Origin of the sequence: Salinisphaera sp. T31B1 (assembly GCF_040361275.1) — a bacterium.
GTDB lineage: Bacteria > Pseudomonadota > Gammaproteobacteria > Nevskiales > Salinisphaeraceae > Salinisphaera.
The window spans coordinates 965,001-980,252 of record NZ_APNH01000001.1; the positions used below are offsets into that span (position 1 = coordinate 965,001).

Consider the following 15,252-nt stretch of genomic DNA (forward strand, 5'->3'; position numbering starts at 1 on the left):
AGGGTGATGGCGTACCTTTTGTATAATGGGTCAGCGACTTACTTCTCAGTAGCAAGCTTAACCGTGTAGGGGAAGCGTAGGGAAACCGAGTCTTAATAGGGCGATCAGTTGCTGGGAGTAGACCCGAAACCGGGCGATCTATCCATGGCCAGGGTGAAGGTCGGGTAACACCGACTGGAGGCCCGAACCCACTAATGTTGAAAAATTAGGGGATGAGCTGTGGATAGGAGTGAAAGGCTAATCAAGCCCGGAGATAGCTGGTTCTCCTCGAAAGCTATTTAGGTAGCGCCTCGTGTATAACTGTCGGGGGTAGAGCACTGTTTCGGCTAGGGGGTCCATAAGGATTTACCAAACCGAGGCAAACTCCGAATACCGACAAGTTCAAGCACGGGAGACACACTGCGAGAGCTAACTTCCGTAGTGGAGAGGGAAACAACCCAGACCGCCAGCTAAGGTCCCCAAGTCATGGCTAAGTGGCAAACGATGTGGGAAGGCAAAGACAGTCAGGAGGTTGGCTTAGAAGCAGCCATCCTTTAAAGAAAGCGTAATAGCTCACTGATCTAGTCGGCCCGCGCGGAAGATATAACGGGGCTAAAGCCATGCACCGAAGCTGCGGACTTGCAATTTATTGCAAGTGGTAGAGGAGCGTTCCGTAGGCCGTGAAGGTGTGCCGTGAGGCATGCTGGAGGTATCGGAAGTGCGAATGCTGACGTGAGTAACGATAAGGCAGGTGAAAAACCTGCCCGCCGAAAGTCCAAGGTTTCCTGCGCAACGCTATTCGGCGCAGGGTGAGTCGGCTCCTAAGGCGAGGCCGAAAGGCGTAGTCGATGGAAAACGGGTTAATATTCCCGTACCTCGCATAACTGCGATGGGGTGACGAAGAAAGTTAGGTTAGCCGGGTGATGGTTATCCCGGTTTAAGCATGTAGGCAGGGTCTCTAGGTAAATCCGGAGGCCCAATGCCGAGACGCGATGACGAGTCTCCAAGGAGATGAAGTAACTGATACTCAGCTTCCAGGAAAAACCTCTAAGCTTCAGGTTATGCAGACCGTACCCCAAACCAACACAGGTGGACGAGGTGAGAATCCTAAGGCGTATGAGACAACTCGGGTGAAGGAACTCGGCAAAATGGCACCGTAACTTCGGGAGAAGGTGCGCCCCCAGTAGGTGAAGCTCTTCGCGAGCCGAGCTGGACGGGGCCGCAGAGACCAGGTGGCTGCGACTGTTTACTAAAAACACAGCACTCTGCTAACTCGTAAGAGGATGTATAGGGTGTGACGCCTGCCCGGTGCCGGAAGGTTAATTGATGGGGTTAGCCCTTGTGGCGAAGCTCTTGATCGAAGCCCCGGTAAACGGCGGCCGTAACTATAACGGTCCTAAGGTAGCGAAATTCCTTGTCGGGTAAGTTCCGACCTGCACGAATGGCGTAACGATGGCCACACTGTCTCCACCCGAGACTCAGTGAAATCGAAATTGCTGTGAAGATGCAGTGTTCCTGCGGCAAGACGGAAAGACCCCGTGCACCTTTACTATAGCTTTACACTGGATTTCGAACATTTTTGTGTAGGATAGGCGGGAGGCTTTGAAGCGTTGGCGCTAGCCGGCGTGGAGCCACCCTTGAAATACCGCCCTGAAATGTTCGAGGTTCTAACCTAGGTCCCTTATCGGGATCAGGGACAGTGTATGGTGGGTAGTTTGACTGGGGCGGTCTCCTCCCAAAGAGTAACGGAGGAGTGCAAAGGTACCCTCAGCGCGGTCGGAAATCGCGCAACGAGTGCAAAGGCAAAAGGGTGCTTGACTGTAAGACCGACGGGTCGAGCAGGTACGAAAGTAGGTCTTAGTGATCCGGTGGTTCTGTATGGAAGGGCCATCGCTCAACGGATAAAAGGTACGCCGGGGATAACAGGCTGATTCCTCCCAAGAGTCCACATCGACGGAGGAGTTTGGCACCTCGATGTCGGCTCATCACATCCTGGGGCTGAAGCAGGTCCCAAGGGTATGGCTGTTCGCCATTTAAAGTGGTACGCGAGCTGGGTTTAGAACGTCGTGAGACAGTTCGGTCCCTATCTGCCGTAGGCGTTCGAGATTTGAGAGGATCTGTCCTTAGTACGAGAGGACCGGGATGGACGTATCTCTGGTGTTCCGGTTGTCACGCCAGTGGCATTGCCGGGTAGCTACATACGGAAGGGATAAGCGCTGAAAGCATCTAAGCGCGAAGCCCACCTCAAGATGAGATCTCGCTAGCCCCTTGAGGGCTCTTAAGGGTCGTCCAAGACGAGGACGTTGATAGGCCAGATGTGTAAGTACAGCAATGTATTCAGCTTACTGGTACTAATTGCCCGTGAGGCTTGGTCATATAACGCTCAAGCGCTTTTGAGCGCGTTATCAGGATCCGCGCAGTGTTCGATTGCATATAGATTGTCCAGTTTGCCTGGCGGCCATAGCGAGTGGGAACCACCCGACTCCATTCCGAACTCGGAAGTGAAACCGCTCAGCGCCGATGGTAGTGCGGGGTCTCCCCGTGCGAGAGTAGGTCACCGCCAGGCTCTTGATAGAAAGCCCCGCTGCATCGCAGCGGGGCTTTTTTTATGTCTTACGACCCGCTTTTCAACGAGTAGAATCTAAGGGACCGGCCGTGGTCCGAGATCGGTTGTGCACTGTATAATGCACGGATGTCGCGCCTCGCCTGGCTATTCGCGCCCAGTCTCGAGAACCTCTCGTTCGCGATCCGATGCTGCCTGTCGATTGCTATCGCGCTTTATCTGGCGTTCTGGCTACAGCTGGAAAACGCCTATTGGGTGTTCATCAACGTGGCCATCCTGATTCAGCCTCTGCCAGGCTTTCTTGTGGTCAGGGCGTTTGCGCGGCTGGCCGGCACGTTCATAGCGGGTGTGATGTCGATCGTGTTGATCGCGCTTTTCGCACAGAGCTATACGATGTTCAGTGCGGCCCTGGTGTGCTGGGTCAGTCTGATGGTCTTCTGTGCGAGCCTGTTCCGGAACAATCTCTCCTACGGTTTCGTGCTGGCCGGTTACGTCACGATGATCGTGGGCGTACGGGCAATGAGTGATCCGTCGATGGTATTTTCGGTCGCGGTGGCACGGACATCGGAAACCGCGCTGGCGGCGGTGGTGGCGGCGTTCGTAAGCGTTCTGCTGGCGCCTGGAACCACGGCACGCAAATATTTGACTGCGCGTATTCAGGCATTCCAGGCGATCGGTCGGCAGTTTCAGCGGCTGGACCGAAACCCGGCGGAGATCGAAGCCTATGACGGCGACCCGCGTACGCCGCATCCGGAATTGCATTCGCTCGTGCAAAAGACCCTCACGCTTGAAGAGACAAGGCAATACGCCCAGTTCGACGCGCCTGCCTTTGCACAGTACAACCGGCTCGCTCGGCGGCTGGACTACGAATTGCTGGCGCTGGTGAGCGCGATGGCCTCGTTGCAGGTCTATCTGGCGAAATTCGGCGACGACGTGAATCGTGCGCCGCTCAAACGGCTGGACGAAGCCGCGGCGTTGCTCGCGCGGGATCCGAACAATACCCGGGAGATCAAGCGAGCCTTCGGTCACGCATACCATGCGATCCTCGATGACGCGCGGGCAGGCCCCCGGACCGATCGGGCTCGTTCGCTCGTCGACTGGGTCGTGATCAGCCGTTCACTGGACATGGCCAATCGCGTGCGTGCGGCGGTGATCAAGCACGGCATGCTTTTGGCCGAACGCGGCACCAGCCGTCGTCGCCGGACGAGTCGACGCAACGAATTTCAGGTGCCGGTGTCGTTGCGCGAATCGCTGCGCACCACCGCTCGCGCGGCAACCGCCATGACCTTCGGCGCAGCCATCTGGGCGACCCACGGTGACCCGGCGCTCAACGGCATGATGGTACTGCTGGCCGTACTGACCACACTTTTCTCGTTGGGCGACGATCCATCGGGAGGGGCGCGCGGATTCGGTATCGGCAGCCTCTGTGCAGGCGCGGCCGCCTTCGTGGTGAATTTCGCGATTCTGCCGGCAGTCAACAGCTATGCGATGCTCATGGTGGTCATCATGCCCGTGGTTTTCGTCGCGGCCCTGGCCATGGCGACACCCAGCCTGGCGTTGATCGGCCGAATCTCGCTTGTGGTGTTCGGGCTACTGGTTCATCCGGCCAACGACAGTCGCCAGGATTTCGTCAGTTTCGCCGAAGCGCTCATGGGGGCGGAGCTGGCGGTTATTCTGTCGCTCGTCGCGTTCGCGATCATTCTGCCGGTCTCGCCCCGCGGCCTGCTGCGAGAGCGCCTGGCTGGCATGTTCGGTGAATTGGCACGCGGATTCACGGGCTCGCGCGAGCGGTTCGAAACACGGGTCTACGATCGGTTGCTGCGATTGCCCGTGGCCGCGGATCAGGGTGAGACGCACGTCAGTGCGCGCCAAGCGGCGTTTTCTGCGGTCAATATGGGTCTGGAAGCGCGCTCGCTGCGCCTGTTGACTGACCGCGCGCGCTTCTGCAGTGGCGTCTGCGAAGAGGTGGACAGCGAACTCGACCGACTGGCCGAATTGTTCGAAAAAGGGTATCCGCCGGTCGAGCGTGTGTTTGCCATGCAGCGGCGTACCAATGAACTGGCCCAACGCATGCTCGACGAAGCGCTTACCTTCAAGCCCCGTCGACGCATGCGTCACGGCATACGCGCCGCGGTTGCCGCGGAGCTCGTCTCGGCCGCGCTGGCCGATTACGGGCTGGCGCGGGAGAATGCCGATGGTGGATCGATTCGGCTAGGCGGGGTCGAGCGTGCCGTTTGAACAAATCGCCATCGGGGGCATCTACCTGCCGATCTTTTTGATCTTTCTGGCAGCGACCGGACTGATCTATCTGGTTCTGCGGGCGGCCCTGTTGCGCGTGCAGGCCTACCGTTTGTTCTGGCATCCGGCGCTGGCCGGTGCCGGTTTGTTCATTATCGTGCTGTCGACAATTCTGCTGCTGTTCGGACCTTGAGCAGACAGCGTACGCGCGAGACCGTTGTTGTGGCTTTGTAACTGAATGGCTCAATCGAAACGAATGCTGCTGATTTCGCTGCGTGTACTAGCCACGCTGCTGGTTGTGGCGGTAGCCGGTATCCTTGCCTGGTTCGCCTGGCAGCACTATGTGTATGCCCCGTGGACACGCGATGCCCGTGTACAGGCCGATGTCATCAATATTGCCCCCGAAGTCTCGGGCACGGTGACCGAAGTGGCGGTCGCCGACGACAGCTATATCCACAAAGGCGACCTGTTGTTCCGAATTCAGCCGGTGCGTTTCGAACACGCGGTGACCGAAGCACGTGCGGCACTGGAATCCGCTCAGGCCCAGCGTGCTTTCGCACGTCGCAACGCGCGTCGCCTTGAACGCTTGCCGCCGGGCGGGGTCTCCACGCAGGATCTGCAGCAGGCTGAGTCGAACGCGCTCATGGCCGAGGCCTCGGTGAACCAGGCTCAGGCACAGCTGGCGCAGGCAAAACAGAATCTCGAATGGGCGAGCGTACGCTCGCCGGTCAACGGCTATGTGACCCATCTGCTGCTGGACGAGGGCGATTACGCTACCCAAGGCCAGTCGGTCATGACCCTGGTGGATGCCGAAACCTTCCGTGTCACGGCCTACTTCGAAGAGACCAAGCTGCCGCATATCCAGCTCGGCGACCGGGTTCGTATCGATCTGATGTCCAGCGATCGTACCTTGGCCGGGCGTGTGACCAGCATCGGCCGCGGCATTGCCGTGGCCAACAATGCTCCTGGAGAGCGCAACCTGCCCAACGTTGACCCTGTTTTCCAGTGGGTTCGGCTGGCCCAGCGCGTACCGGTGACCATCGACTTCGATCGCCCGCCCACGGAACTGCCGCTGAGTGTCGGTCTGAGCGCGACCGTGCATGTGCGCACGGATGACGGCGGTGATACGACCGATGAGCCGTCGAGTCAGGACAGCACACGGATTACACCCAAGGACGGGCTCGTCACGCCGCCCGTCGACTTGCAGCAAGCCCCGGCAGCACGGCTCGATCCCGGCGACTAACCGCCCGGCGGCGTCGTACGCACCTCGTCGAGCCGATCGACCTGGCGCAGGGCCGGGAACAGCCACATCCATACGCCGACGACCGCAAGCGTTCCGGCGCCGCCGAGCACGACCGCCCCCACGGTCCCGAACAAGGCGGCGGTGACGCCGGATTCGAACTCGCCGAGTTCATTCGATGCACCGATGAACAGCATATTCACCGCGTTGACCCGTCCGCGCATCGCATCTGGCGTGGCCAGTTGGATGAGCGTCGAGCGAACGAACACGCTGATCATGTCTGCTGCGCCCATGATCATCAGTGCGACGAACGACAGCGCAAAGTTCGTGGAGACCCCGAACACGATGGTCGCCACGCCGAAAATCGCCACTGCCGTGAACATCGTGGTCCCCGCCCGACGCTGCAGCGAATTGCGGCCCAGATAGATGCCCATCGTGAAGGCCCCGACGGCCACCGCGCTGCGAAGCAGGCCGAGCCCGGCCGGGCCGGTATGCAGAATCTCGTGCGCATAGACCGGCAGGAGCGCGGTTGCGCCGCCCAATAGAACCGCGAACAGGTCCAGCGAGATCGCACCGAGAATGATGGGCCGTGTCCGCACGTAGACGATACCCGCGGTAAAGCGCGCAAACGCGCTCTGGCGCGACGTGTCGGCGCGCGCCGGCAGCGGCTTGCGAATCAGCGCCACCGAAACGGCCGCTGCGGCGAACAAAAGCGAGCACAGCGCATAGGCAACCGACGGACCGAGCAGATAGACTGCACCGCCGAGGGCCGGCCCGCCGATCACGGCCACCTGAAACGCCGACGAATTCCATGCGATGGCCTTGGGCAAGCGGGCCTCGCCCACGATCTGAGGCAACAGGGACTGCATGCCCGGGCCGGCAAACGCACGCGCCATGCCGAACAGGACCAGCGCGCCATAGTAGCCTGTGGGTGAGGACGTGCCCGACAGCGTAAGACACAGGAACAGAACGCCTGCGACAGCTTGTGTTAGCCAGCTCGCGGTCAGAATGAGCCGTCGAGGCAGGCGGTCGGCGGCGTCGCCTGCCGGCAGCACCAGCAGCGCCATCGGCAGGAACTGGGCCAGTCCCACCCAGCCGAGCGTGAGCGGATCGCGCGTCATCGCATACAGCTGCCAACCCACCACGACCGACTGAATCTGCGTGGCCAGCGTCGCTGTGATGCGACCGCTGAGCAGCTGTACGAACGCGGCTTCGCGCAGCACGCTGTCGGGGTCGAGACGGGAGAGCAGTCGCATGATCGGCTGTATCTTACACGCGCGAGCGCGGCGTGCGGTCAGTGGTCGGCGGGCTCGTAGTCGATTTCCATGATCTCGAATTCACGTGCACCGCCCGGCAAGTTCACGGTCACGGCGTCGGCCACACGCCGGCCGAGCAGCGCGCGGGCGACCGGCGAGTGCAGGCTGATGGCACCGCTGGCGGCATCGGTTTCGTCAGAGCCCACGATGCGGTATCGATGCGTCGTATCGTGTTCATCGACCAGCGTGACCCACGCACCGAAGAAGACCCGTTCCGAATCGTCCGGCGCAGGGTCAACGACGCTCAGTTCGTCGATACGGCGTCCGAGATAGCGCACCCGGCGATCGATCTCACGCAGCTCCTTCTTCCGATAGATATATTCGGCGTTCTCCGAGCGATCCCCCTCGGCGGCGGCGTCGGCCAGCTTGCGCACCACGAAAGGTCGCTTGTCTCGCCACAAATGATCGAGTTCATCGGCCAGCTTCTGCCAGCCGGCCCGGGTGATGTAGTCGCGCGGTGCCAAGCGGTACCCGTTTAACAGTCGAATCTCGCTCAGGATAAACAATTAGGATCCGCCCAGGGGCGGATCGCGTCGCAATCAATGCGCCGGGCCATGCCGCGGGATATCGAGCCGCCGGCAAAAAACCGGCTGGAGACGCGTAACTCGTAACGGAGAGCGAACTCGATGTATGCGTATGCGTTCTTGGCGGCGCTGCGTGTCGCATCGGCGACCCGGCGGTTGCCGTAATTCGGGTCTTCCAAGCCGACGGACCTGTCTGACATGTATAAAGCGGCCGAGCAGCGCCTATCGGTTTGGGTGGTCAGCGCCCGCGGGGCATAATCGTGGCTCGGCACGCGCAGGACGACGAGTTGGCCATTCAATCGACAACATGCCCCCACTCGGGAGTGGAGGAAATCGTCGCGCTCGGCGCGGTGGCGCTGTCGGATCGGATCGCTGCGCGAGCGCTGACCTGTCGCGAGGTAATGGCGGCCTATCTGGCGCATATTGATGCGGTCAATCCGCGTGTCAACGCCATCGTTTCGCGCCAGCCCGCCGATGTGTTGCTCGACGCGGCCGATGCCTGCGATCAAGAGCTGGCCAGGGGCATATATCGGGGCTGGTTGCACGGCATACCGCAGGCAATCAAGGATCTGTCGCCCACCGCCGGTATTCCCACCACCTTCGGCTCGCCGCTGTGCGTCGGCCAGATACCTGCCGCCGACGGACTGATGGTTGCGCGTATGAAAGCCGCGGGCGCGATCGTCGTCGGCAAAACCAATACGCCGGAGTTCGGCCTGGGCTCGCAGACTTACAACCCGGTCTTCGGGGCAACCCGAAACGCCTACGATCATGGCCTGACATCCGGCGGGTCCAGCGGTGGTGCGGCAGTGGCGCTGGCCATGCGTATGCTGCCGGTCGCCGACGGCAGCGACATGATGGGTTCACTGCGCAATCCGGCAGCGTTCAACAACGTGTTCGGGTTCCGGCCGTCGTTCGGTCGGGTACCGCAGGCGCCGTCGCCCGATGTGTTCGGCCAGCAGTTGGGCACCGAAGGCCCGATGGGGCGCAGCGTGGCCGATCTTGCTCGGCTGTTGTCCACCCAGGCCGGCCCGGATACGCGAGCGCCGCTGTCGATTGCCGACGATCCGGCCCGGCTTGCCACCGATCTGGGGGGCGATACGCGGGGATTGCGTATCGGCTGGATTGGCGACTGGCAGGGTTATCTACCCATGGAAGATGGCGTGCTCAACGTCTGCAAGCAGGCGTTGAACCGGTTGGAGACGATCGGTTGCGTGGTCGAGCCGATGACGCCCGATATCGACCCGGGCCGGCTGTGGCGCTGTTGGAACACGCTGCGCCACTGGGCGGTGGCCGGCAAGCTGGCACCGCTCCACGCCGATTCGAATACACGCGGTCGGCTCAAGCCCGAAGCCTGTTGGGAGATCGAACACGGCCTGGCTCTGAGTGCCTTGGATATCCATGCCGCCAACGTCGAGCGCAGCGTATGGTATCAAGTCCTTCGACAGTGCTTCGAGCGCTTCGACGTGCTCGCCATTCCCAGTGCGCAGGTGTTCGCGTTCGATGTCGATACGCACTGGCCCGCCGAGATCGCCGGCCGGCCGATGGATACGTACCACCGCTGGATGGAAGTCGTCATCGGTGCGTCGTTGGCGGGCGTGCCCGCGATCAACGTACCGGCCGGCTTCGATGCCCGGGGCCGCGCCATGGGTCTGCAGCTTATCGGCCCGCATCAGGCAGATATCGCCGTCCTGCGTCTGGCCGCAGCCTACGAGCAGGCCGCAACCGAGGTGCTGACCCGGGAGCCGGCCTGGCGCGCTTAGCGCTCGTAGCGCGCTAATCCAGCCGGCTGCCCATCGAGCCGGGCGGCGGCGGAACGTCATCCGGTACGAAGAAATCGGGCCAGAGTTCCTGACTCGGATCGACCGCATACTGATCGAAATCGTCCACGCCGTGCTCGTGCAGGAGCACGTCGTCAATCAGAAATCGGCCGGTGAATTGACGGGCCGGCCGGGTGAGCACGATATGGGCGGCATCGGCCATGATCTCCGGCTTGCGACAGTGGCTGCGCATTTGTTCGCCGCCGATCAGGTCGATGGCGGCGGTGGCAATACCGGTACGTGGCCATAGCGCGTTGAAGGCGATGCCGTCTTCGGCGAATTCCTCGGCCATGCCGAGTACGCACAGGCTCATACCGTATTTGGCGATCGTGTAGGCCACGTGTGGGCCGAACCATTTGGGTTGCATATCCAGCGGTGGCGAGAGCATGAGCACGTGCGGATTATTCCCTCGTCTCTGGGCCTCCTTTAGAAAGGGAATACATTTCTGGCTGACGAGATAGCTGCCGCGGGCGTTGACCTGGTTCATCAGATCGTAGCGTTTCATCGGCGTTTCCAGGGTGCCGGTCAGCGAGATCGCGCTGGCGTTGTTGACACAGATATCGATACCGCCGAAATGCACGGCGGTTTGCTTGACCGCGGCTTCGACCTGGCCCTCGTCACGGATGTCGCAGACGATCGGCAACGCCTTGCCGCCGGCCGCCTCGATTTGTTCGGCGGCGGTATGAATCGTGCCCGGCAGCTTGGGATGCGGGGTATCGGTCTTGGCGGCAATCGCGACATTGGCGCCGTCGGCCGCCGCGCGTAGCGCGATGGCCAGGCCGATTCCGCGGGACGCGCCGGTGATGAAAAGGGTCTTGTTCTGCAGTGTTGCCAAGTTCGTGACCTCAACTCGTGTCTGTCGTACCGGACTCCGACCTTAGCCCAACCGCGCAATACCGTCAGGGGCCGCGCGAGTTGCACGGCGGACATTCGCCCAAAGTCGTAGGCCCAAGCAAGACCGGGACACAAATTGAATTCATTATAAAATTGTTTAATTCAATAAATATCAATAGTTTGAGAATTTTTACCGCAGCGTCACGGTGACGCGAAAAAAATTGCATTCATTATTTAGTTGGCCTACGCTCGGGTAAACCAGCTGGCTAAGCCGGCCATCGGCCGACTGATCTCGGAACAAGCGCATGCGTTGAGGCCGGTGGCGGACACCGGATGAACGATGTCGGCAGACCAGCCCGAAGAGTCTTTCAACCGGGCGAATGCCAAGCGACGGTTGCGAGCCCGCAATAACCGTGGTGTTGAGGAGCGTTACGTGAGCTACAAGAGCGGCCGACATTTTCTGCAGATTCCCGGGCCGACCAACGTGCCGGATCGCGTCCTGCACGCGATGTCCTATCCGACCATCGATCACCGCGGGCCGGATTTCCAGGCCCTGGGTGCCGATGTGCTGGAGCGGATCAAGCCGGTGTTCGGGACCACCAATCCCGTCATCATCTTCCCTGCTTCGGGTACCGGCGCCTGGGAAGCGGCGCTCGTGAATACGCTCTCGCCGGGCGATCGCGTGCTGATGTACGAGACCGGCCATTTCGCCACGCTCTGGTTCAACATGGCGCAACGGCTGGGCTTCGAGCCCGAGTTGATCGAAAGCGACTGGCGGCGCGGCGCCGATCCGCAGGCCATCGAAAAACGACTCGCCGAGGATACCGGTCACGAGATCAAGGCCGTCGCGGTCGTGCACAACGAAACCTCGACCGGCGTGACCAGCCGCATCGCCGAGATCCGCAAGGCGATCGACAACGCGAAGCACCCCGCGTTGCTGCTGGTCGATACGATCTCGTCGCTCGGATCGATCCGCTACGAGCACGACGGATGGGGCGTGGATGTCACGGTCTCTGGCTCCCAGAAAGGGCTGATGCTGCCGCCCGGCCTGAGCTTCAATGCCGTTTCAGACAAGGCGCTGGCCGCATCCAAGACATCGAGCCAGCCCCGTTCGTATTGGGACTGGCAGGACATGCTCGGGCCGAACGAATCCGGTTTCTTCCCCTATACGCCGGCCACCAACCTGCTCTACGGGCTGCGTGCGGCCCTGGACATGCTCGCCGAGGAGGGCATGGACAACGTCTTCGCCCGCCACGATCGCCACGCCGAGGCGACGCGTCGCGCGGTTGCGGCGTGGGGTTTCGAGATTGTCTGCACGAACCCGGCAGAGTATTCCAGCGCATTGACCGCCGTGCTGGTGCCGGATGACGTTGACCCGGACGCCCTGCGCCGGCTGATCCTCGACGACTTCGATATGTCGCTGGGCGCAGGTCTGTCCAAGCTCAAGGGCCGGGCGTTTCGGATCGGCCATCTCGGCGACTTCAACGATCTGACGCTGGCCGGCACGCTCAGCGGCGTGGAGATGGGGCTCAAGCGGGCCGGGATCGATCACCAGGCCGGCGGCGTACAGGCAGCCCTCGATTATCTGGCCGAAACCGCGGGCAGCGCGGCCAAGGTGGCCTGACAACAGAGTAAATCCGCGTCTGCCCGCCGAACGCGGGCGGACAGGGCAGGTGACGGACAGCGCGCTACGCGTGGCCCGCGCCGACGGACAACGCGGCCCGCAAGAGGCCGTGACAAGTCGACACAATAAAACGACGAACGGAGGAGAGCATGAACACAAAGAAATCGATCCTGCTGTGTGCGGTTGCCGCGCTCGGGATTTTCACCGCATCGATCGGCATCGGCCAGGCGGCCGAAACGATCAAGTTCGGCCACGTGGGTCAGCCCGGCTCGCTGATGGATAAGACCGCCAAGGAATTCGCCAAGCGCGCCAACGAAAAGCTTGGTGACAAGGCCGAGGTCCGCGTCTACGGCTCCAGCCAGTTGGGCAGCGATACCCAGATGCTGCGCAAGCTCAAGCTGGGCACCATTGACCTGTCCCTGCCGTCCACGGTGATGAGTTCGGTGGCGCCGGCGTTCGCGCTGTTCGAGATGCCGTTTCTGGTAGCCGATCGCGAGCACATGACGCGTATCCGTGAAAGCGAGCTCATCCGCGGCAAGCTCGACGACGCCGCCGCGTCTCAGAACTACAAGATCCTGGGCATCTGGGAGAACGGCTTCCGCAACATCACCAACAACGAGCGGCCGATCAAGACGCCGGCCGATCTGCAGGGCATCAAGCTGCGAACGCCCAACGGCCAGTGGCGCGTGCGCATGTTCAAGTCCTACGGCGCCAATCCCACGCCGATGCCGTACTCCGAGACCTTCGTGGCCCTCCAGACCGGCGCGGTCGACGGCCAGGAGAACCCGCTGGCCCAGATCTATCCGGCGCGTTTCTACGAGGTGCAGAAGTATCTGTCGCTGTCGCGCCACGTCTACACGCCGGCGTATGTGCTGGCGGGCGCGAGCTGGCAGCGCATGCCTGAGGACGTGCGCAGCGTTCTCGAGGAGACCGCCGAGGAAATGCAGCCAGTGGCCCTCGAGATGGGCAAGCAGCTCGACAAGGAACTGCTGACCAAGCTCAAGGACGAGGGGATGAAGGTCAACGATATCGACCGCCAGGCCTTTGTCGATGCGTCCAAGCCGATCTACGAACAGTTCCAGAGCGAGGTCGAAGACGGCAAGGCGATGATCGAGGAGGCCCGCAGCCTGAAGGACGAATAGGCCGCAATAGGCCAGCCACGGCATCGCTCGTCGGCGGTGCCGTGGCGTCGGCCCGTGCAGCATCGATCATCTGCCTGGAGTATTTCTCGTGAAAACACTAGCGGTCATTCGGGCGAGCCTCGACCGGGTGCTGGAAGCGATTGTGGTGGTGCTCATGATAGCGCTGTCGCTCGTGGTCACCGTCGGTTTTGCATCCCGGTTGTTGAATATGCCCCTGTCGTGGACGGGTGAGGTCGCTGCCACCGGTCTGGTGTGGTTGACGTACTACGGCGGCGCGCTCGCCGCGAGCAAGGGCGCGCATATCACCTGTCCCAACATCGTGAACATGATGCCGCCAGCCCTGCGGGTGCCGGTGATCGTGGTCGCCGAAGTTTTCACGGTCGCGTTCTTCGTGCTGCTGGCCTGGACCGGCTATCAGGTGATGGTAATCCTCGAAGGCAGTTCGTTGGTCAGCCTGCCGTCGGTGTCGCAGCAGTTGACGCAGTCGGTGATCCCGATCGCGTCCGTGCTTTTCATCGTGGCCGAACTGCTGCGTTTCCCGGAAACGCTCGCCTGTGCCCGTGGTGACGGCTTCGTGCACGAGCCCGATTTCGAAGAGGAAATGCCGGAGTCCGCCGAGGTGATCGAAGACAACAGTGCGTCCGCACGCCGCGACGCGACGGGAGAGCGCTGACATGGCGATCACCTTCATGCTGCTGGGCCTGATGGCCCTGATTCTCATCAACGTGCCGATCGGCGTAGCGCTCGCTGTGGTCGGTGCCGTGGGCATGTACCTGAGCTACGGCGCAACGGCGCTGCCCAACGTGGCGTTGACCATGTACGACGGCGCGGCTTCGTTCCCGCTGCTGGCGATTCCGTTGTTCGTGTTCGCCGGCGCGATCATGAACGCGTCCAGCATCGCACGCCGGCTGATCGATCTGGCCTCGGCCATGGTCGGGTTCATCCGCGGCGGACTGTCGCTGGTCACCATCGGTTCATCAATCTTCTTTGCCGAAATTTCCGGCTCGGCGGTGGCCGGCGTAGCGGCGCTCGGCAGCGTGCTGATTCCGGCCATGCGCAAGCGGGGTTATTCGCGCGAGTTCTCGGCGGCCATCTCGTCGTCGGCGGCGAGCCTGGCGATCATTCTGCCGCCCTCGATTCCGATGATCCTCTATGCCGTGATGGCCCAGGAGTCGGTGGTGAAGATGTTCATCGCCGGCGTATTCCCGGGGCTGCTCGGCGCGCTCGGTCTGGCCTTCATGGCGTATTACCTGGCGCGCAGGAACAACTATCCCGTGGAGGACAAGTTCCAGCTGTCGCGTCTGGCGAGCGCATTCAAGAACGCGTTCTGGGCGCTGACGATCCCGGTGATCGTGCTCGGCGGCATCTTCGGCGGTTTCGTCACCGCCACGGAAGGCGCCGCGCTCGCGGTGGTCGCCGCGCTGCTGATCAGCGGTCTGATCTATCGCGAACTGAATCTGGGCAAACTCTACCGGGCCTGTCTCGAAGGCGGCATTCAGACGGCAGTGGTCATGCTGCTGGTCGCGGCGTCCGCCCTGGTGGGCGACTACTTCACCGAAGCCCAGCTGCCGCAACAGCTCGCGGCCAGCATCGAAAGCATCACCACCAACACCTATGCAGTGCTGGCGCTGCTCAACGTGTTCTTCCTGATCCTGGGCATGTTCCTGCACTCGGCGGCGGCGATCATCCTGGTGGTGCCGATCGTGATGCCGCTGATCCATGCGGTGGGTATCGATCCGGTGCACTTCGGCCTGATCGTCACGCTCAATCTCGCCATCGGCCAGCAGACGCCGCCGGTGGCCAGCGTGCTGATTACCTCCTGTTCGATCGCAAAGGCGGACGTCTGGCGCACCAGCCGCGTCAACCTGTGGTTCATCGGTGTGCTGTTCGCGCTGCTGATGATCAACACGTACGTCCCGAGCATCGCGCTTGCGCTGGTGCATCTGGTCTATGGCTACTGATAGCACGGTCCGAC

Annotated in this window: 11 protein-coding genes and 2 rRNA genes (1 of these 13 cut by a window edge); 10 read left to right on the forward strand and 3 right to left on the reverse strand. The window is 61.7% G+C overall.

Going from position 1 to position 15,252, the window contains the following annotated elements; all coding sequences use genetic code 11:
* The 5 genes from T31B1_RS04470 to T31B1_RS04490 form a co-directional block, all read left to right on the forward strand.
* Positions 1 to 2,355 (forward strand): 23S ribosomal RNA (locus T31B1_RS04470) (it extends 542 nt beyond the left edge of the window).
* Between the two features lie 74 nt (positions 2,356 to 2,429).
* Positions 2,430 to 2,545, forward strand: a 5S ribosomal RNA gene (gene rrf / locus T31B1_RS04475).
* Positions 2,546 to 2,671: 126 nt separating this feature from the next.
* Positions 2,672 to 4,780 (forward strand): FUSC family protein, encoded by a 2,109-nt coding sequence (locus tag T31B1_RS04480; protein ID WP_353248248.1) that lies wholly within the window; start codon positions 2,672 to 2,674, stop codon positions 4,778 to 4,780.
* Complete coding sequence (locus T31B1_RS04485; protein WP_353248249.1) at positions 4,770 to 4,973, forward strand: DUF1656 domain-containing protein; 204 nt, start codon at positions 4,770 to 4,772, stop codon at positions 4,971 to 4,973. Before T31B1_RS04480 ends, T31B1_RS04485 begins: the two co-directional genes overlap by 11 nt.
* A gap of 63 nt (positions 4,974 to 5,036) precedes the next feature.
* Positions 5,037 to 6,023: an efflux RND transporter periplasmic adaptor subunit gene (locus T31B1_RS04490; protein WP_353248250.1), complete on the forward strand. Its 987-nt coding sequence runs from the start codon at positions 5,037 to 5,039 to the stop codon at positions 6,021 to 6,023.
* On the opposite strand, the gene T31B1_RS04495 is transcribed toward T31B1_RS04490, so the two are convergent.
* Complete coding sequence (locus T31B1_RS04495) at positions 6,020 to 7,276, reverse strand: MFS transporter (protein ID WP_353248251.1); 1,257 nt, start codon at positions 7,274 to 7,276, stop codon at positions 6,020 to 6,022. The genes T31B1_RS04490 and T31B1_RS04495 overlap by 4 nt on opposite strands.
* Before the next feature lie 38 nt (positions 7,277 to 7,314).
* Positions 7,315 to 7,800, reverse strand: coding sequence for a transcription elongation factor GreB (greB, locus tag T31B1_RS04500; RefSeq protein WP_353248252.1), 486 nt, complete (start codon positions 7,798 to 7,800; stop codon positions 7,315 to 7,317).
* A gap of 353 nt (positions 7,801 to 8,153) precedes the next feature.
* Between greB and T31B1_RS04505 the strand changes: the two genes are divergently transcribed.
* Positions 8,154 to 9,620 carry an amidase gene (locus T31B1_RS04505; RefSeq protein WP_502950930.1) on the forward strand — a complete coding sequence of 489 codons (1,467 nt, stop codon included), beginning with the start codon at positions 8,154 to 8,156 and terminating at the stop codon, positions 9,618 to 9,620.
* A 13-nt stretch (positions 9,621 to 9,633) separates the two neighbouring features.
* Here T31B1_RS04505 and T31B1_RS04510 read toward each other — a convergent pair whose 3' ends face one another.
* The gene (locus T31B1_RS04510) at positions 9,634 to 10,512 is read right to left on the reverse strand and encodes an SDR family oxidoreductase (RefSeq protein ID WP_353248254.1); all 879 of its coding nucleotides are present in this window, start codon (positions 10,510 to 10,512) and stop codon (positions 9,634 to 9,636) included.
* Between the two features lie 432 nt (positions 10,513 to 10,944).
* Here T31B1_RS04510 and T31B1_RS04515 point away from each other — a divergent pair, with 432 nt between their 5' ends.
* From T31B1_RS04515 to T31B1_RS04530, 4 genes are all read left to right on the forward strand, one after another.
* Entirely contained in the window at positions 10,945 to 12,135 is a 1,191-nt protein-coding gene (locus T31B1_RS04515) for a pyridoxal-phosphate-dependent aminotransferase family protein (protein ID WP_353248255.1), read from the forward strand.
* Positions 12,136 to 12,284: 149 nt separating this feature from the next.
* Positions 12,285 to 13,277 carry a TRAP transporter substrate-binding protein gene (locus tag T31B1_RS04520; protein ID WP_353248256.1) on the forward strand — a complete coding sequence of 331 codons (993 nt, stop codon included), beginning with the start codon at positions 12,285 to 12,287 and terminating at the stop codon, positions 13,275 to 13,277.
* 88 nt (positions 13,278 to 13,365) lie between these two features.
* Positions 13,366 to 13,950, forward strand: coding sequence for a TRAP transporter small permease (locus T31B1_RS04525; protein WP_353248257.1), 585 nt, complete (start codon positions 13,366 to 13,368; stop codon positions 13,948 to 13,950).
* A gap of 1 nt (position 13,951) precedes the next feature.
* Positions 13,952 to 15,238, forward strand: coding sequence for a TRAP transporter large permease (locus T31B1_RS04530; RefSeq protein WP_353248258.1), 1,287 nt, complete (start codon positions 13,952 to 13,954; stop codon positions 15,236 to 15,238).
* Positions 15,239 to 15,252: the final 14 nt, after the last annotated feature.